We start from the raw sequence: 18,156 nt of genomic DNA, 5'->3' as shown, positions 1-18,156 counted from the left end.
GCCAGACGAAGGGCTAGGTGGCCCGCGTAATCCGCCCGATCGCATCCATCAGGTCGGCGACACCGTAGGGCTTCACCAGGATCGCGGTGCGTTCGTCGCGCTGTATGCCATTGGCGGTGTGATCGCCGGTGGCATACAGCACCGGAAGCTCAGGCTGTTGCTCCCGCAACCGATCCGCGACTTCCACGCCGTTCATGCCTGGCAAGCCGACGTCGGCCAGTAGCACGTCGATTGGCTGCGCGTTATACACACGCAGCGCTTCATGGCCGTCGCCAGCTTCGAAGGCCATGTGTCCGCGACTTTCCAGCATTTCGCAGATCGACATGCGGATCAGCGCATCGTCTTCGACCACCAGCACTCGCATCGGCGGCGGCACCGGCGTCGCGGTAGCCGACGCCATCGGCAGCGCATCCTGCGTACGCCGCAGGCGCGTCGCCAGCACGTTGCGCACGCGTCGCGCGAGTTGGTCGCGGGTGTAAGGCTTGCTCAGCAGCTCCACGCCCTCATCGAGGCGGCCGCCATGCACGATGGCGTTTTCCGTGTAGCCCGAGGTGAACAGGACGCCGATACCTGGCTGCCGTTCGGCGGCCTTGCGCGCCAGCTCGGGGCTGCGCAACGGACCGGGCATCACCACGTCGGTGAACAGCAGATCGATCGCGATGCCGCTCTCGATGATCGACAATGCACTTTCCGCGTCACGTGCCTTGAGCACGCGATAGCCGAGGTCGCCCAGCATGGCGACGACGGTCTCGCGCACGGCGTCGTCGTCCTCCACCACCAGGATGGTCTCGTCGCCACCGCGCACGCCTTCCTCCTCAATGTCGACCACCCGGTCCTCGCTCTGCGTCGAGCGCGGCAGGTAGATCTTCACCGTCGTGCCATGACCCGGCTCGCTGTAGATCTTCACGTGGCCGCCGGACTGCTTCACGAAGCCATAGACCATCGACAGGCCAAGGCCGGTGCCGCGGCCTTCCGGCTTGGTCGTGAAGAACGGCTCGAATACCTGGTCGATGATCTCGGCGGGAATGCCGGTGCCGGTATCGGTGACCGCGATCATGACGTACTGGCCCGGACGCAGGTCGCCGTGTGCCGCGGCGTAGGTAGCGTCGAGCAGCGCGTTGCCGGCCTCGATGGTCAGCTTGCCGCGCCCTTCCATCGCGTCGCGTGCATTGAGCGCGAGATTGAGCAGCGCGTTCTCGACGTTGCCCGGATCGACCAGCGTGTTCCACAGGCCGCCGGCCACCACGGTCTCCACCTCGATCGCCTCACCCAGCGCGCGGCGAAGGAGTTCGTCCATGTCGCGGACGAAGCGGCCGATGTTCACCACCTTCGGGGCCAGCGGCTGGCGCCGACCGAAAGCGAGCAACTGAGCGGCGAGCTTGGTGCCGCGGGTGACGCCGGCCATGGCGTTCGCCACGCGGCGTTCCGCGCGGGCGTTGCCCGCCACGTCGGCGCTCAGCAGCTGCAGGTTGCCGCTGATCACCTGGAGCAGGTTATTGAAATCGTGCGCCACGCCACCGGTCAGCTTGCCGATCGCGTCCATCTTCTGCGCTTGGCGTAGCTGGTCCTGGGTCAGACCGAGCGCGAAGTCCACGGGCTCGCCGTCGCTCCGGGTCGGCAGCAGCGACACCATCAGCACCGGCTCGGCGTCCGTACCGCCGCGCCACGGCTCCACGGACAGGCGCCAGGGCGTGCCGTCGGCCGAGGCGACCTCCAGCGTGGCGAGGCCCTCATCTACGGATCGCGAAAAGGCATCGACGATCCGTTTCCGGGTCTCGTCACCCCATACGGCGAGGAAATCGTCCGAGGGCAACCGAGCGGCCGCCCACGCATTCGCGTACAGGAGCTCCCCGGCGGTGGAAAGGGCGACGATGCCGTAGGGAACGGCATCGAACGACCGGGAGATCAGTGCATGATCCTGCAGCGCAAAGGAAGATGGCATCGAGCCTGGCGGGTGCGTGAGGGAGGAAAGACGGGAGTTTATCGTTGCTCGCAAGATCCGATTGTGTAGACGATCTTCACATCCTCTTCGCGCTCGATTACGAATCCGATCAGATACCTGCGCCAGACCCAACATCTTGTGTTGACCCCTCGCCCCGCCGGCTATATCGTGTGCCCGCTGGTGTCCGGAGAGGCGCGACTGCCCGTCGGACTTAATAGGGAATCCGGTGCAAATCCGGAACTGCCCCGCAGCGGTAAGTGGAAACGACCCCGTCTGAATGCACTGGTCCTCAGCGACTGGGAAGCGATGGGTAGGCGGGCCTCCGGGCCCTCGTCCACGAGTCCGAAGACCTGCCAGCGGTCGGTGCCTCATCGGTGCCGATTGTGGTGACGGCTTCCGCGGGGAAGCGCGTCGCGGACCGGAGCCGCCCTGGGCAGGCTCCGTCCCGGCTTTTTTCCCGTTGGCCTGAACCGCTTCGAGCCCCGTCCGAGGGAACGGGAGTTTGAACCTGGCCCTGGGGCACGCCACACATGACCACGATGGATTCCGCCGCGCACGAGCGCACCGAGACGGCCGACGCCGTCACCACCACCCCGCCCGCGACCGGCAACGCGCCCGCCGCTGGCTATCGCAACGAGCCGCCACCGGCCTTTGCCCTGACCCCGCCGCACAACCCCGGCCAGATGCGCGTGACGAAGCGCAACGGCGGCCAGGAAGTCGTCGACGTGAACAAGATCGTGCGCGCGGTCACCCGCAGCGCCGACGGCCTTTACGCCGTGGACCCGATGCGCGTCGCGCTGAAGACGATCGGCGGCCTCTATGACGGCGCCACCACACAGGAACTCGACCAGCTGTCGATCCGCACGGCCGCCGCGCTGACTGCCGAGGAGCCGGAATACGGCCAGCTCGCCGCGCGCCTGCTCGCCGCCTTCATCGACAAGGAAGTGTCCGGGCAGGACATCCAGTCGTTCTCGCAGTCGATCTCCACCGGCTTCGAGCTGGGCATTCTCAACGAGCGCCTCCGTGACTTCGTGCAGGTGAACGCGCGCAAGCTCAACGATGCCGTGGACACCAGCGCCTCGCGACGCTTCGAGTACTTCGGCCTGCGCACGGTTTACGACCGCTACCTGCTGCGTCATCCGACGAAGCGCTTCGTCATCGAGACGCCGCAATATTTCTTCATGCGCATCGCCTGCGCGCTCGGCGGCAACGACGTGGCCGAGACGCTGGAGCTGTACCGCATGCTCTCCTCGCTGGAGTACCTCGCCAGCTCGCCGACCCTGTTCAACGCCGGCACCGCGCACGAGCAGCTGTCGTCGTGCTTTCTGCTGGATTCGCCGCAGGACGCGCTCGAGTCGATCTACGCCAAGTACGGTGACGTGGCCCAGTTGTCGAAGTTCGCGGGCGGCATCGGCCTCGCCTATTCGCGCATCCGCTCGCGCGGCTCGCTGATCCGCGGCACCAACGGCCACTCGAACGGCCTTGTGCCGTGGCTGAAGACGCTGGACGCCTCCGTCGCCGCCGTGAACCAGGGCGGCAAGCGCAAGGGCGCGGCCTGCGTGTATCTGGAATCGTGGCACGCGGACATCGAGGAATTCCTCGAATTGCGCGAGAACACCGGCGACGACGCACGCCGCACACACAACCTCAACCTCGCCAACTGGGTGCCCGATCTGTTCATGCGCCGGGTCGAAGCCGACGGCGACTGGTCGCTGTTCGACCCGAAGATCGTGCCGCACTTCGTCGACACCTGGGGCGCCGCGTTCGACGCCGCCTATGAAAAAGCCGAGGCCGACGGCCTGGCCGCGAAGACGATCAAGGCCCGCGAGCTGTACGCACGCATGCTGCGTTCGCTGGCACAGACCGGCAACGGCTGGATGACCTTCAAGGACCGCTCGAACGCCACCAGCAACCAGACGGCGCGCCCCGAGAACGTCATCCACCTGTCGAACCTCTGCACGGAAATCCTCGAGGTCACCAACGCGAACGAGACGGCCGTCTGCAACCTCGGCTCGATCAACCTCGCGCGGCACGTGGTCGACGGTGCGTTCGATTTCGACAAGCTGGCCACCACCGTACGCACGGCCGTGCGCCAGTTGAACCGCGTCATCGACCTCAACTTCTATCCGATCGCCACGGCCCGGACGGCCAACATGAAGTGGCGCCCGGTGGGCCTGGGCGTGATGGGTCTGCAGGACGTCTTCTTCAAGCTGCGTCTCCCGTTCGACTCCGACGCCGCGCGCGAGATATCCACGCGCATCGCGGAAGAGATCTATTTCCACGCCCTGTCGATGTCCAACGAGATCGCCGAGCGTGACGGGGCACATCCGGGCTTTGCGGAAACGCGTGCCGCCAACGGTGAGCTGCAGTTCGACTACTGGCCGGCGGCCACGCCGACCGGGCGCGATGCGCGCTGGGCGGAACTGCGCGAGAAGATCAAGGCCACCGGCCTGCGCAACTCCCTGCTGATCGCCATCGCACCGACGGCAACCATCGCCTCTATCGCCGGTTGCTACGAGTGCATCGAGCCGCAGGTGTCGAACCTCTTCAAGCGCGAGACGCTGTCCGGCGATTTCCTCGTCGTGAATCGCTACCTCGTCGAGGAATTGAAGACTCTTGGACTGTGGACCGCCGAAGTGCGCGACCAGATCAAGCTCGCCGAGGGTTCGGTGCAGGGCATCGCCGCCATTCCGGCCGAACTGCGCGCGGTCTACCGCACCACCTGGGAACTGCCGCAGAAGGCACTGATCGATCTCGCCGCCGCGCGCGGTGCCTACATCGACCAGAGCCAGTCATTGAACCTGTTCATGGAGAACCCGAACATCGGACAGCTTTCGTCGATGTACATGTACGCCTGGAAGGCGGGCATCAAGACGACCTACTACCTGCGCTCACGTCCGGCCACCCGCATTGCCAAGACCACTGTCAGCGCGACTGCTACGGCACCTGCTGCACCGGCCATCGATGCGCAGGAACAGGCAACGGCTGCCGTGTTCTGCTCGCTCGAAAACCCCGAATACTGCGAAGCCTGCCAGTAACCGGCCCGCGGAGCGGCACCTGCCGCTCCGCACCCCTTCTCGACGCTGGCGCGCCACGGCGCGCCGCTCGTCCACATTGAGGCACCTGATGTCCGCCACCCCGATCACTCGCGACTCCCACATCCTCGACCCCGGCTTCGAGCTCACCCTGCGGCCGATGAAGTACCCGCAGTTCTATGAGATGTACCGCGCCGCCATCCGCAATACGTGGACCGTGGAGGAAGTGGATTTCTCGCTCGACGTCACCGACCTCAAGTCGAAGATGTCCGATGCCGACCGGCACCTCATCCATCGCCTGGTCGCCTTCTTCGCCACGGGCGACACGATCGTGTCGAACAACCTCGTGCTGAACCTCTACCAGCACGTGAACTCGCCCGAAGCGCGCATGTTCCTGTCGCGCCAGTTGTACGAGGAAGCGCTGCACGTGCAGTTCTATCTCACGTTGCTGGACACCTATATCCCCGAACCTGCGGAACGGAACAAGGCGTTCGCCGCGATCGAGAGCATCCCGTCGATCCGGCAGAAGGGCGAGTTCTGCTTCAAGTGGATCGAGTCGATCCAGAACCTGAATCGCCTGGAGACGCGCGAGCACCGCCGGCAGTTCCTGCTCAACCTGATCTGCTTCGCCGCCTGCATCGAAGGACTGTTCTTCTTTGCCGCTTTCGCCTACGTGTACTACCTGCGTTCGCGCGGTCTGCTGCACGGCCTGGCGTCGGGTACCAACTGGGTCTTCCGCGACGAGTCGGGCCACATGGCTTTCGCCTTCGAAGTGGTGCGCACCGTACGCGAGCAGGAACCGGACCTTTTCGACGACGAGATGCGCGAGCAGGTGGAAACGATGCTGGAAGACGCCATCGCCTGCGAGACGCAGTTCGCCCAGGACGTGCTCTCCGGCGGTGTGGCCGGGCTGTCGGTAAACGACATGCGTCAGTACCTCGAGTACTGCGCCGACCAGCGCCTGGCCCAGCTCGACATGCCGAAGAAGTATGGCGCAAAGAACCCGTTCGACTTCATGGACCTGCAGGACGTGCAGGAGCTGACCAACTTCTTCGAGCGCCGCGTGTCGTCGTACCAGGTCGGCGTGCAGGGCGAAGTGGCCTTCGATCAGTCGTTCTAAGCGCCGGGGCTTGGCGACTCAGTCGCGTAGCCTGCCACGCGAATAGCGTAAACAGGCCCTACAATGGCGGCACCATGAATGACGGTGCCGCCATGATTCCCATCGCCCGACCCACGGAGGCTCGCCTCCTGGAGATCGTCTTCCCGGATCACACCAACCACCTGGGCACGCTGTTCGGCGGCCAGGCGCTGGCCTGGATGGACAAGGCAGCGTTCATCGCCGCCTCGCGCTACGCCCGTAAGGTGGTGGTCACGGCACGATCGGAGCAGGTGGACTTCCACGTGCCCGTGCGCAAGGGCCAGATGGTGGAACTGATCGCCACCATCGTCTCGGTCGGCCGCACCTCGATGAAGGTGGACGTGGCTATGTACACGGAAGACCTGATCACCGGCGAACGCGAGCTGTGCACGCGCGGCACCTTCACGATGATCGCGCTCGACAGCGACCTGAAGCCCACGCCGGTCGATAGCCCGGCATAACCCAATCGGCCGCCGAAGGGCGGCCCGTCGGGGCTTGACCTAGAGCGCACTCGAAGGCGTAGGCTTCTCGAATGCCTCAATCCCTGACCATCGCCGAGGCCGCCCAGGCCACCGGTCTCACCGTCCACACGCTGCGCTACTACGAGCAGATCGGTCTCATCGATCCAGTGCCGCGGCGCAACGGGCAGCGCGTCTACGGCGAGCCCGAGATGCGCTTCATCCAGTTCGTACTCAAACTCCGCTCCACCGGCATGTCCATGCGGGACATCCAGGAATACGTGCGGCTGCGCCGCCTCGGCGAAACCGAGGAAAGCATCCGCGAGCGCGGCGACCTCCTCGCGCGGCATGCCACAAAGCTGCGCAGCGAACTGGTCGAATTGACCGAGACCATCGCGCGCCTCGACGAGAAGATCGCGCTGTATCGCTCGCTTTATCCCCAGGAAGCCCTCCCCACGGAGCCGCCGCTCGACGCGGCGACGCCGGGCATCCCCTCGCATCGAAGGAGACACGCATGATCACCCGCAAGCTCGGCAAGCACGGCCCCGACGTCTCGACCCTCGGCCTCGGCTGCATGGGCATGAGCGAGTTCTACGGCGCTGGCGACGAAAAAGAATCGATCGCCACCCTGGAACGCGCCCTGGACCTCGGCATCACCTTCTGGGACACCTCCGACGCCTACGGCCCGCACACCAACGAGGAACTGATCGGTCGCACGCTTGCCGGACGTCGCGACAAGGTATTTCTCGCCACCAAGTTCGGCATCGTCCGCGACCCGAACGACCCGAACAAGCGCGGCATCGACGGCCGGCCCGAGTACGTGCGGCTGTCGGTAGAAGGTAGCCTGCGCCGCCTGAAGACGGATCACATCGACCTCTATTACCAGCACCGCGTCGATCGCAACGTACCGATCGAAGAAACCGTCGGCGCCATGGCGCGGCTGGTGGAGGAAGGCAAGGTGCGTTACCTGGGCCTGTCGGAAGCCTCGGCCGCATCGATCCGCAAGGCAGCAGCGGTCCATCCCATCGCGGCGCTGCAGAGCGAATACTCGCTATGGACGCGCGATCCGGAGACCACCGGTACGCTGGCTGCCTGCCGCGAGCACGGGATCGCGCTGGTGGCGTATAGCCCGCTCGGTCGTGGCTTCCTCACTGGGGCGATCACCAAGCCGGACGATTTCGCCGAGGACGACTACCGCCGCATCAATCCGCGTTTCACGGGCGACAACTTCGCCAAAAACCTGGCAATCGTGGAAAGGGTGCGCAAGTTCGCCGCGACCAAGGGCTGCACGCCGGGCCAGCTTGCCCTGGCATGGGTGCTCGCCAAGGGCGACGACATCGTGCCGATCCCGGGCACCAAGCGCGTGAAGTACCTGGAAGAGAACGCCGGAGCGGTACAGGTGACGCTGAGCACTGCCGAGGTGGCCGAGATCGATGCGGTGTTCCCGCCGGACACGGCAGCCGGCGATCGCTACGCGTCCAACATGATGGGCTCCATCAACGCCTGAACGCCGGGCCGAGCGGTAACGGTGGGGCTCGGCCCGAGCCCCTATAATGGCGGTTTGTTTCCGCAGCAAACCGCCATGTCGTCCCCCGAACACTCGCCGCTGGGCAAGGCCACCGTCTACGCCGACCGCTACGACGCCAGCCTGCTCTTTCCCATCCCGCGCCAGGGCAAGCGCGACGAGATCGGCGTCTCCGGCGCCGATCTGCCGTTCCATGGCGTGGACCTCTGGAACGGGTACGAGCTGTCGTGGCTGGATGCGCGCGGCAAGCCGATGGTAGCGGTGGCGGAGTTCCGGTTCCCGGCTACCACGCCGAATATCGTCGAATCGAAGTCCTTCAAGCTGTATCTCAACAGCTTCGCCCAGGAGCGGCTCCCGGACGCGGCCGAGGTGCGCGAGCGCCTGGTACGCGATCTGTCGGCGGCCTCGGGCGGCCCGGTGAACGTGGTGCTGCGCGCGCCGAACGAACTCGACGGCACGCCGCTGGGCGAGCCGGAGGGCACGCTGCTCGACGATCAGGCGCTGGATTTCGACTGTTACGGTCCGCCGCGCCCCGACTACCTCACCGCCACCGCGGGCGACGTCCGCGAGACGCTCGTCTCGCACCTGCTGCGCTCGAACTGCCCGGTGACCGGCCAGCCCGACTGGGGCAGCGTCCAGATCGCCTATGCAGGTGCGCCCATCGATCACGCCGGGCTGCTGCGCTACCTCGTCTCGTTCCGCAGCCACACCGAGTTTCACGAGCAGTGCGTGGAGCGGATTTTTACAGACATCCAGGCGCGTTGCGCGCCGCGCGAGCTGTCGGTTTACGCGCGTTACACGCGCCGCGGCGGGCTCGACATCAACCCATTCCGCAGCACCGATCCGACTGCCGTGCCGGGAAATCCGCGCGGTGCCCGCCAATGATGAACGCATCATTCATGCGCTCTTCATTGGACTTGCCTTTAGTTGTGTAGCCTGTACCCTGCGGCGGCTACGGCTCTGCCCTGACGCCCATTCGTTTTCGAACCTGATAGCCATTCTCGGAATCCAGACATGAAGCTTTCGTTCCGCTCGTCCGTTCTCGGCACGGCCACCGTCGCCGGCCTGCTGGTCCTCACCGCTTGCGGCAAGAAGGAAGAGCAGCAGAACGCGCCAGCTCCGGCCGCTACCGCCCCGGCGGCGCCTGCGCCGACCCCGGCCCCGTCGGCAAGCGCTCCGGCCGCTGCCACCACCGCCGCGCAGGCGCCCGCCCCGGCAGCCCAGCCGGCTCCCGCCCCTGCTGCGCCCGCCGTCACCGAATCGCTGAAGGTCAGCTCGGTCACCCTCGGCAATGCCGTGGGCAGCGACAAGAAGGTCGCCAAGGCCAAGAACACGTTCGCACCGAACGACAAGACCATCTACGCGTCGGTCGCAACGGACGGCACCACGGCAGGCGCCACGCTCAACGCCAAGTGGACCTACCAGGACGGCGAGACCACCACGACGGTCAGCGACATCAGCCAGTCGATCAGCACCGAAGGTCCGGCGGTCACCACGTTCAAGATCCAGAATCCGAACGAATGGCCGGAAGGCAAGTACAAGGTCACCGTCTCGCTCAACGGCCAGGCCGTGGGCAACGAAGCCTTCGAGATCAAGAAGAAGTAAGCACCTTTCCAAGGGTGCCCCAAAGAGCGCGACGAGAGTCGCGCTCTTTTTTTATCTGTCGAAAGCATCCGTGCCTTGCGCGGATGTGCGTCAGCGCGGCTGCACCGGCATGTATTCGCCTTTCGCTCCCCAGCGCTTGCCCTTGGTGTCGACACGGGCGCACAGGCTACCGTCGCAGAGCGTGACGTCGGCGCGGTTATAGGCCTTGAGCAGGTCAGCCGATAGCTGGTTCTGCTCGATCACACGCATGTAGTGAGCGGAAAGCCATACCGCTGCGCCCAGCAGCACGATGCCGAGCACGCTCACGATCGTCACGAATTGCCAGGCCCGTACGACGCGTGGCCGCAATGCATCACCGATGCGCGTGTCATGGTGCTCCAGGATCGACGTCATCTGCTCGCGGAACGTCGCCACCTCGCGCTCGCGCGTGGCGCGCAGGACGCGCTCGCTTTCCTTCGTCTCTTTCCTGATATCGACCAGCAGTTCTTCCACCTGCGCCGTGAGCATTAGCAGATGCTCGCTCGCGTTCCTTACGTCGTTCATGTCCTGACTCCTGTCAGCGCGCCATACCATGGCTTTGGCTCTGCGCGCGCTCCTGTTGTAATGCCTGCTCTTGGACCTGCGCCTGGGTTTCGTCGGCGAGTTGCTGGAAGCTTCGGTCAAGCGGCTGCACCGCGGCCAGCGTGGGATCGACCGTGGCCGCAGGAGAAAACGGGTCAGCGCCTCGATTCGTGCAGGTCGCGACCAGTTCGCCGTTGGCATTCGGCACGATGGCGTCGATGCTGCGCATGCGACGGCAGGTCGCCTCGAAGGCGATGGCACCCGCGAGACGCTCCCTACCGGCTTCGTCGCGATATCTCGCCACGTCCGGGTCTACGGCATCCAGATGATGCAGCGCCTGCTGGAACAGTGGGTGGTCTCGGCCGGGCAATGCCTGCTGTCGATCCAGCATGTTTTGAGAAACCCCGGCGCGCACTTCCTTGCCGACGTCCGACGTGGCGAACGTCTTGGCGATCGACCGCATCGCATCGCGATCGCCCGCTCTGGACGCTTCGCAGAACTGCTCGATCATCGCATCGCTGTAGATTTCCCGTTGCGTGCGCGGTGTGGCCGCCAAGGGTTCGACAGCCGCCGTCACCGCCTCCGCGTGACGTCGATAGGTCGCTTCCAGTTCCACGTGACGATTGCCCTCCGCAACACGGTGACCATGCAGCAGATCCGGTGTGGTCCAGCGCGCGTCGTCGCCGCGCGTGTAGACGTGGCCGTCCGATGCCACCATGCGCTCGGGGTGCGCCAGTGCGTCGTCCACCGCCGCCGGCATCTCGCCATGGCGCGACCAGCCGAACTGGTCGTACGCCGCCTTGTAGTGGGCGGCCGTGCTCGCAGGCATCGCTTGGATGTTGGCCGTCACGATGGCCTGCGCTTGTCGATCCAGCGCGACGGCTTCCTCGTGTGTCGCGGTTTCCACGTCGAAGCGCTGCATGCTGAGACCGACGCGACTGTCCGTGACCTGTCGTGACCATTGCCCACTCACGGGCTCGCGCTGCCAGTCGCCTTCATAGACGTTGTCGGGCCGATGGGTCTCCGGCGTGGACGGCAGCACGAAGGGATCGCGAATCGCAGGTGGCGCTGCGAGGGCCAGTTCCGCCGCTTTGCTGGCCGCGAGGTAATTGAGCCGGTCGGCTACATCGGGTGAGGCGACCACGGTGTGCCTCGTATAGACGGGAACGCCTCGCTCGACCGTGGCCTGTCGATCGAGGTCGCCGGTCACCGTACGGGTCCAACCCTGCGCGGGTTGCGCGGGGTCGAACTGCCAGCGCCGACCGTCGCTGTCGGTCTGCTGGTGGATACGGCGGTGGTCGATCCAGGCAGCCAACCGGTCGCCTACGACAGCGCCCGCGATGCCACCGAGCGCCGCGCCAACGAGCGCGCCGGGTCCGCTCTCCGCTGTGACGGCGGCACCCATCTTGGCGCCCAAGGCCACTCCGCCCCAGCCACCGACATTGCGCGAAACGGCACCGACGATGCGCGACTGCGCACCGGCGTCGTTGCCCTGGTCGTGAAGCTGCGCGGCGTGACGGACCGTGGTCACGCCGTCATGCAGCGATACGGCGGCACTCGCGACGCCAAGCCCCTTGGCGGCTGCCTGGCCTACATTGAAACGCATGCCCGGCGCACGACGGACGGCCGCGACGGGATCGGCCACGGGCGCAGGCAGCATGCCCGCGCGGATCGCTTCCTCCGCATACGCCGCCTGCACGCGCGCGAGCACACCGTCGACCCCACGCTCCGCGTAGGTGGCGCGCAAGCTTTCTACCGGCACCCCACCCAGACTGCGTACCTTCGGGTTATGCAACGCCGTGGGAATCTCCACCTGCGCAAACACGCGATGCGGATTCGCGCTCACGGCAATCACCTTCACGTCGCCGCTTAGCGACGAGGCGAAGTCGTGCGACGCCTCGCACCAAAGACAGTTGAAGATGCTGATGTGGCTGTCGCGAGGTGCTTTGGCGTCGCCGTAGAGGAAGTCGTCGCGGAGCTTTTCGGCGAGGTCGCCGCCTGCGCCTTGGGATTCGAAGATCCGTTCCGATGAATTCTCAATCGCTTGCCGGACATCATCATGCATAAGGAATCGGCCGCGTGGCGTCGTATCGATGATGGATGACCGCGTTATCTGGGCATACTCGGCCGCGTGGCTATTGGCAGAGAGATCACCCACCGCACCACTGTAGAGTGCAGCACCGTTTCCGGATGCTTTAGCCGAATATTCACGCACCACAACCCGGATTTCCTCCAGCGTACGTGCTTTGATAATGCGGTCAAGGTCGCGTTCGATACTCATCTAACGCCGCCCCCATCATCCTTGAGCAAGGCCCATCCATCTCTAAAGACGACCTCACCCATGAAGTGCGTCTGATCCGATTCGTACAAGAACGCCGGCCTGTGAGTCAGCGTCCGCCACACGGGCACCGCCGCGCAAATCAGCGATTGGACATCGGAAAGCTCCTCGCTAGTGAAGGCCGCACAGAAGCGAGGATTGGGGTCGGTACCCAGCCAGTCCTGCTTCACCCAACCAAAGGAGACGACTTCAAGGTTGTAAGCATTCTGATGGCCCGCGAGGTAACGTCTACCGACTTGGCCGTAGTAAATGCCACCACCCATTTCGACAGCGAACGTATGAATCGGTGGCTCGTCCCTACCTCGGCGGCCACCTGCATTCCGGACTCGCCCACGCGCGAAATCGATCCAGTCAAACGCTTTGCTGAACTCACCCATGAGTTTCTTCCTTAGTTCTCATCCAACGCACGCACGTCCTCCATGGTCAGCCCCATCCGGCGGCGCGGCGATCATGCCAGAGCGCAAGCGCTACGTAGACCGTCCAGCTGCGCGCTCGCCGCAGAACCGCTACGCAGCTCACTCTTGCCATGTGGACCACTTATCGATTGCGATTTTGGCGGCGGACGGCGTGTGAGATTTCCCGCATCAACGTCCCGCGTACGCCACCATGCCCGTCCCCGGCTAGAGACTTAGGGGTGATGGGCCGTATAGCCGTCCCGGGCCATTGCCCTGACCGGCGCCTTGATCGGGAGCGGTCGGGGACGATCCCGACCGTGTAGGACATGCATACGTGGGGTGAGTCGAGACCTCACCGGTCACAGACATGGCATTCAACCTTCCGATGGTCGAATAGCGTCCGACCCTGGGGGCGATGGCCGTCCCCAGGCATCACACACCGATCGAGGTACCGCCATGAACGAAGACACCCTCAAGGGAAAATGGAAACAGCTCGAGGGCAAGATCAAGGAACAGTGGGGCAAGCTGACTGACGACGACTTCAAGGTCGCCGAAGGCAACAGCGAATACCTCGCAGGTAAAGTCCAGGAGCGCTATGGCGTGGCGAGGGACGAAGCGGAACGGCAGGTCAAGGATTTCCGCGACCGCATCGATCGGAACTACTAATCCAACTCATCGACTCGCCAGAGGAGAACATCATGCTGCATTGGGCTGTCATCTTTTTCGTGATCGCGCTTATCGCTGCGGTCTTCGGCTTCACCGGCATCGCTGCCGGCGCCGCCAGCATCGCGAAGATCCTTTTCGTGGTCTTCCTGATCCTGTTCATTCTTTCCCTGCTGTTCGGCGGTCTGCGTCGCGGTCCCCGGATATAAGTTCCTCGCAGTCAGAGCGTTACCAAAGCCCCGGCCCCAGACCGGGGCTTTTTTTGACCTCGGCTAAGGAGACATCAGGGCAGAACGACGGTCGCGACCAACCCGCCCCCATCGCGATTAGCGAGCGTGAGATTGCCGCCGATCGAAAGCATCAGCTGCGTGGCGATCGCGAGGCCCAGGCCCGCGCCGCCGGTATCGCGGCTGCGGGAGGCTTCCATCCGATAGAACGGTTGCAGCACCTCTTCAAGCTCGGTTTCCGGAATACCCGGACCGCGATCGGACACCGTGATGCACAGACCACCACCCTCGGTACGGCATGCCGCTACCTCGGCTGCGCCACCGTATTTCACGGCGTTGTCGATGAGGTTCACCAGCACGCGGCGAAGCGCGCGCGGCCGTACCGTTGCCACGCCCTCCACGATGCCCGTCAGGCTCACCGGCTGACCCACGTCCTGGTAATCGAAGACAAGGCTTTCGACGAAGGCCGTCGGGTCGATACGTACGGGCGCCTCGTCGCCACCGTGAGCACTGCGCGCGTATGCAACGCCCTCGCGGACGAGATGCTCCATTTCTCCGAGATCCGCCAGCAAGCGCTCGCGCTCGATGCCGTCATCCAACGACTCCGCCCGCAGACGCATGCGCGTGATGGGCGTCTGCAGATCATGCGAGATCGAAGCCAGAATATGCAGGCGCTCCCTGAGGTGCCGCGCAATGCGCTCCTGCATGGCATTGAAAGCCAAGGCCGCGTTAGCCACCTCGATGGGGCCATCCTGAGGCAGACGCAGCGCCTCCCCGGCAGGATTCACTGCTTCGACCGCCTGGGCCAATGTCTTCAACGGTCGCGTGGCCAGGCGCACAGCGATCCATCCGCAGGCAAGCAGCAAGGCCACCTGGAGCACGAGAACGAGCGGAAGCCAATCCGCGACAGGTATGCCCTGCGGCGTCACCTCCATCGTGATGGGACTGCCATCGTGCAATGTCAGATGGATCTGGTAGCGCTCCGGAGTCACCGACACGGTATCGCCATGGACGCGGTAGGCCTCACCGACTTCCTTAGCGATCATCGCCGTAAGCTCGCGCGACCGGCTCGAGACGAGCGGGACGCCCTGCTGTCCCGGGCCAATGATGAAGCGATAGTTGTCGCGTTGCAGGCGCTCCAGCCATGCCGGCCGCTCCGTGGCGGGCAGGCGATCGAGAATCGCCACCGACGTGCCGACCTCGCGCTCGATGGTGTCCAGCATGACCGAGACGGCCGTCGTGTAGCGCTCGTAGTACATCAGCCCAACGGACAGGGCTTGGGCAAGCAACAGTCCGGCGAAGAGGATGAGGTAGAGCCGCGCGGCCATGCTGCGCGGCCACAGGCGCCAGCCACGGCTGCGCGGCGGCTCGGTCACGACACGTCTCCATGGACCGTCACCGACATGGCGAAGACATAGCCTTCGCTGCGCACCGTCTTGATGTATGCCGGCTCTTTCGCGTCGTCGCGCAGCCGTTGGCGCAACCGGCTCACCATCAGGTCGATGGACCGATCGAAGAGTTCGGCATCGCGACCCTGGGTGAGGTTGAGCAACTGGTCGCGCGACAGCACGCGCTGCGGATGATCGAGAAAGACACGCAGCAAGCGGAACTCGGCACCGCTGAGCGCAACGACGGTGCCCTCGGCATCCAGCAGATGGCGCGCCGTCGTGTCGAGCTTCCATTGACCGAACGAGATCGTGTCGCTGGCTTCCGTGATGCGCAGGTTCGGCGGCAGCATCCGCGTGCGCCGGATCACTGCCTTGATCCGCGCGAGCAACTCGCGTGGTGAGAAGGGCTTGGTGACGTAATCGTCCGCACCCATCTCCAGGCCGACGATGCGGTCGGTCTCGTCGTCGCGCGCCGTCAGCAAAAGTACGGGCAGCGCGCGATGCTTGCCGCTGCGCAGGTTGCGGCAGAGCGCGAGGCCATCTTCCCCCGGCATCATGATGTCCAGCACCACGAGATCGAACGCCGACGCGTCGAGCTGCGCCAGCATGTCCCGCCCATCGACGGCTGCCGTGGCGCGCAGCCCGTTCTTGCGCAGGTAGTCGACGACGCCCGTGCGGATGCCGTGATCGTCGTCGACGACGAGAATGTGATCGATGTGGTCCATGTGTGTCGCCTCCCCGCTGGCCGCGTCGCCCGCGCGCTCACTTTGGTTATCGCTTCCGGCCCACATCATGCCTTCCCCAGAAGTTGGCGGATGCGCTGGTCGGCTTCCTCGTAGTTTCCCTCACCGACGCAGCGATAAACCACCCGCCCGTTGCGGTCGATAAGGTAGAGCGCGGGCCGGAAGCGATTGCCATAAGCGCCCCAGGTCTGCAGCCCGTTGTCCGTCGCGATGGGCCAGGTGAGGCCGTAGCGATGGATGGCGGCCCGCACAGGGGCGTCGGCGACAAGACGAAAGGATTTCATGGGGCACCTCGGGAAGCAGGGAGGCGCGATGGTGGCTACCGCGCAGGATGCCTATGAAAAGCCCGCCGCTTGTCCCGCTCGTGTCCGCCGGGGCGGCTTTTTGTATCGCTTTGTACAAACCGGAAACAGCTCGTCCAAGGGCACACCGGTCCGCTTTGTATCGAAATGTATCGAGCGCCGCATCCGACACATTGCGATGCGTTTTGACGCTTGCCTCGACACAGGCGGGATACGCCGCTGCGGTCTCCTTTGCACACCCACCACTTACCACACCAAGGACTCATCTCATGATCCGCAAGCACACCGCACTCGCCGCCACCCTCGCCCTGAGCCTCGTCTCGCTCGCCTCCGTGGCGCACGCGGACGATGCCAAGAAGCCGATGGAGAAGTGCTACGGCGTGGCAAAGGCTGGGCAGAACGACTGCGCTGCTGGCCCGGGCACGAGTTGTGCCGCTACGGCGAAGAAGGACTACCAGGGCAACGCCTGGGTACTGGTGGAGAAAGGCACCTGCACCAGCATCAAGACGCCCAAGGGCCACGGCACGCTGGAGCCGCAGGCGTGAGCGCAGGCGTGACCGTGGGCGCTGCGCCGCGGGTGCGGCGCACGCTGTCGCCGATCGCGGCATGGTGTTCGCGGCTGCCTGACGATCTGCTCCTGCTCGTCGCCCGACTGGGCATCGCCGCCGTGTTCTTTCTTTCGGGGCGGACGAAGGTGGAAGGCTTCCTGAGCATCAAGCCATCGACTTATGACCTCTTCGCCTCGGAATACGCGTTGCCACTGCTCTCGCCACACGTAGCCGCGCATCTGGCGACCTACGCGGAGCACCTGTTCCCCGTACTCCTGGTGCTCGGCCTGTTCACGCGCAGCGCGGCCTTCGCGTTGCTGGCGATGACTACGGTGATCGAGGTGTTCGTCTACCCCGATGCCTGGCCCACGCACCTCACCTGGGCGGGTTTGCTGCTTCCGCTGATCGCTCGCGGTGCCGGCAAGTGGTCGATCGACCGTCTCGTTCACCGCTGATGTCTCCATTCACCAATAACGCAGGGAATCCCATGCGCAAATTACTGACTCTCGCCATCACCACGATGGCTCTCGGTACGGCTACGGCCGGGTTCGCCGCCGATGCGCCGCCTGGTGTGAAGAACATCGTCATCGTGCCCGGCGCGTTCGTCGATGGCTCGGGCTGGCGCGTCGTGCACGACATCCTTGTCCACAAGGGCTACACGGTGAGTGTCGTGCAACCGAAGATCGAGACGCTCGCCAACGACATCGAGCAGACCCGCGAACAGATCCGCAAGCAGGATGGCCCCGTCGTACTCGTCGGACATAGCTACGGCGGCGCCGTGATCACTCAGGCCGGTAACCGCGACAAGGTAAAAGCCTTGGTCTACGTGGCCGCACTTGTCCCGGACGTGGGCGAGAGCGTTTCGCAGCTGGTCGGCTCGATGCCTGCGCCAAGCAACGACGTCGCCCCCACGCGTGACGGTCATCTTTTCTTCGCGCAGGACAAGTTCGGTGCCGACTTCGCGGGCGATCTGACCACGAACCGCACGGCCTTCATGGCGGTGTCGCAGGTGCCAGCGACTGCCGCGGCGTTCGGCGCCACGATGCAGGTCGCCGCATGGCACGACAAGCCCACGTGGGCCGTCGTCGCCACGCAGGATCGCGCCTTGAGCCCGGACCTGGAACGTTGGATGTACAAGCGCGCCAACGCCAAGGTCACCGAAATCAAAGCCAGCCATGTCGTCTACATCTCGCAGCCGGAAGCGGTGGCGAACGTGATCGAAGACGCCGCGCGCAACGCGCACTGACAACCGGTTGCAACCCACGGTCCCGACGGACCTCTTCCCAGG

19 protein-coding genes and 1 riboswitch are annotated in these 18,156 nt (G+C 64.9%); of the genes, 12 read left to right on the top strand and 7 right to left on the bottom strand.

Going from position 1 to position 18,156, the window contains the following annotated elements; genetic code table 11:
* Nucleotides 1-13 precede the first annotated feature (13 nt).
* Nucleotides 14-1,942 carry a response regulator gene (locus tag IM816_RS01370; RefSeq protein WP_250339483.1) on the bottom strand — a complete coding sequence of 643 codons (1,929 nt, stop codon included), beginning with the start codon at nucleotides 1,940-1,942 and terminating at the stop codon, nucleotides 14-16.
* Between the two features lie 161 nt (nucleotides 1,943-2,103).
* Nucleotides 2,104-2,314: riboswitch (cobalamin riboswitch) on the top strand.
* Between the two features lie 167 nt (nucleotides 2,315-2,481).
* Here IM816_RS01370 and IM816_RS01365 point away from each other — a divergent pair.
* From IM816_RS01365 to IM816_RS01335, 7 genes are all read left to right on the top strand, one after another.
* Nucleotides 2,482-4,980 carry a ribonucleoside-diphosphate reductase subunit alpha gene (locus IM816_RS01365; RefSeq protein ID WP_425602626.1) on the top strand — a complete coding sequence of 833 codons (2,499 nt, stop codon included), beginning with the start codon at nucleotides 2,482-2,484 and terminating at the stop codon, nucleotides 4,978-4,980.
* An 88-nt stretch (nucleotides 4,981-5,068) separates the two neighbouring features.
* Complete coding sequence (locus IM816_RS01360; protein ID WP_250339481.1) at nucleotides 5,069-6,097, top strand: ribonucleotide-diphosphate reductase subunit beta; 1,029 nt, start codon at nucleotides 5,069-5,071, stop codon at nucleotides 6,095-6,097.
* Between the two features lie 74 nt (nucleotides 6,098-6,171).
* Nucleotides 6,172-6,576: an acyl-CoA thioesterase gene (locus IM816_RS01355; RefSeq protein WP_072323940.1), complete on the top strand. Its 405-nt coding sequence runs from the start codon at nucleotides 6,172-6,174 to the stop codon at nucleotides 6,574-6,576.
* A gap of 71 nt (nucleotides 6,577-6,647) precedes the next feature.
* The gene (locus IM816_RS01350; RefSeq protein ID WP_072323941.1) at nucleotides 6,648-7,091 is read left to right on the top strand and encodes a MerR family transcriptional regulator; all 444 of its coding nucleotides are present in this window, start codon (nucleotides 6,648-6,650) and stop codon (nucleotides 7,089-7,091) included.
* Nucleotides 7,088-8,080 carry an aldo/keto reductase gene (locus IM816_RS01345; RefSeq protein ID WP_250339480.1) on the top strand — a complete coding sequence of 331 codons (993 nt, stop codon included), beginning with the start codon at nucleotides 7,088-7,090 and terminating at the stop codon, nucleotides 8,078-8,080. Before IM816_RS01350 ends, IM816_RS01345 begins: the two co-directional genes overlap by 4 nt.
* Nucleotides 8,081-8,155: 75 nt before the next feature.
* Entirely contained in the window at nucleotides 8,156-8,983 is an 828-nt protein-coding gene (gene queF / locus IM816_RS01340) for an NADPH-dependent 7-cyano-7-deazaguanine reductase QueF (RefSeq protein WP_250339479.1), read from the top strand.
* 129 nt (nucleotides 8,984-9,112) lie between these two features.
* Nucleotides 9,113-9,703, top strand: coding sequence for a hypothetical protein (locus tag IM816_RS01335; protein WP_250339478.1), 591 nt, complete (start codon nucleotides 9,113-9,115; stop codon nucleotides 9,701-9,703).
* A gap of 90 nt (nucleotides 9,704-9,793) precedes the next feature.
* Here the strand turns inward: IM816_RS01335 and IM816_RS18815 are convergent, their stop codons facing one another.
* The 3 genes from IM816_RS18815 to IM816_RS01320 form a co-directional block, all read right to left on the bottom strand.
* Entirely contained in the window at nucleotides 9,794-10,246 is a 453-nt protein-coding gene (locus tag IM816_RS18815) for a hypothetical protein (protein ID WP_250339477.1), read from the bottom strand.
* 13 nt (nucleotides 10,247-10,259) lie between these two features.
* On the bottom strand, nucleotides 10,260-12,329 hold the full coding sequence (locus IM816_RS01325) for an XVIPCD domain-containing protein (RefSeq protein WP_250339476.1): 2,070 nt from the start codon (nucleotides 12,327-12,329) through the stop codon (nucleotides 10,260-10,262).
* 212 nt (nucleotides 12,330-12,541) lie between these two features.
* Nucleotides 12,542-12,979: a hypothetical protein gene (locus IM816_RS01320; RefSeq protein WP_250339475.1), complete on the bottom strand. Its 438-nt coding sequence runs from the start codon at nucleotides 12,977-12,979 to the stop codon at nucleotides 12,542-12,544.
* A gap of 474 nt (nucleotides 12,980-13,453) precedes the next feature.
* Here IM816_RS01320 and IM816_RS01315 point away from each other — a divergent pair, with 474 nt between their 5' ends.
* The gene (locus IM816_RS01315; protein ID WP_072323947.1) at nucleotides 13,454-13,663 is read left to right on the top strand and encodes a CsbD family protein; all 210 of its coding nucleotides are present in this window, start codon (nucleotides 13,454-13,456) and stop codon (nucleotides 13,661-13,663) included.
* Nucleotides 13,664-13,695: 32 nt separating this feature from the next.
* Nucleotides 13,696-13,869: a DUF1328 domain-containing protein gene (locus tag IM816_RS01310; RefSeq protein ID WP_072323948.1), complete on the top strand. Its 174-nt coding sequence runs from the start codon at nucleotides 13,696-13,698 to the stop codon at nucleotides 13,867-13,869.
* Between the two features lie 74 nt (nucleotides 13,870-13,943).
* Here IM816_RS01310 and IM816_RS01305 read toward each other — a convergent pair whose 3' ends face one another.
* From IM816_RS01305 to IM816_RS01295, 3 genes are all read right to left on the bottom strand, one after another.
* The gene (locus IM816_RS01305; RefSeq protein ID WP_250339474.1) at nucleotides 13,944-15,263 is read right to left on the bottom strand and encodes a sensor histidine kinase; all 1,320 of its coding nucleotides are present in this window, start codon (nucleotides 15,261-15,263) and stop codon (nucleotides 13,944-13,946) included.
* Entirely contained in the window at nucleotides 15,260-16,000 is a 741-nt protein-coding gene (locus IM816_RS01300) for a response regulator (protein ID WP_250339473.1), read from the bottom strand. The genes IM816_RS01305 and IM816_RS01300 overlap by 4 nt, the downstream gene beginning before the upstream one ends.
* Before the next feature lie 65 nt (nucleotides 16,001-16,065).
* A complete protein-coding gene (locus IM816_RS01295) occupies nucleotides 16,066-16,302 on the bottom strand; it encodes a redoxin family protein (RefSeq protein ID WP_250339472.1) in 237 nt (78 codons plus the stop codon).
* A 287-nt stretch (nucleotides 16,303-16,589) separates the two neighbouring features.
* Here IM816_RS01295 and IM816_RS01290 point away from each other — a divergent pair, with 287 nt between their 5' ends.
* Genes IM816_RS01290 through IM816_RS01280 form a run of 3 tightly spaced genes read left to right on the top strand, consistent with a single transcriptional unit; the run spans nucleotide 16,590 to nucleotide 18,114 of the window.
* Nucleotides 16,590-16,865, top strand: a complete 276-nt coding sequence (locus IM816_RS01290; protein ID WP_250339471.1) for a BufA1 family periplasmic bufferin-type metallophore — start codon at nucleotides 16,590-16,592, stop codon at nucleotides 16,863-16,865.
* The gene (locus tag IM816_RS01285; RefSeq protein ID WP_250339470.1) at nucleotides 16,862-17,323 is read left to right on the top strand and encodes a DoxX family protein; all 462 of its coding nucleotides are present in this window, start codon (nucleotides 16,862-16,864) and stop codon (nucleotides 17,321-17,323) included. The genes IM816_RS01290 and IM816_RS01285 overlap by 4 nt, the downstream gene beginning before the upstream one ends.
* Nucleotides 17,324-17,355: 32 nt before the next feature.
* Nucleotides 17,356-18,114 carry an alpha/beta fold hydrolase gene (locus tag IM816_RS01280; protein ID WP_250339469.1) on the top strand — a complete coding sequence of 253 codons (759 nt, stop codon included), beginning with the start codon at nucleotides 17,356-17,358 and terminating at the stop codon, nucleotides 18,112-18,114.
* Nucleotides 18,115-18,156 lie beyond the last annotated feature (42 nt).

It is taken from the genome of Luteibacter flocculans (assembly GCF_023612255.1).
Lineage (GTDB): Bacteria > Pseudomonadota > Gammaproteobacteria > Xanthomonadales > Rhodanobacteraceae > Luteibacter > Luteibacter flocculans.
This window is presented reverse-complemented; position numbering and strand designations above follow the sequence as displayed.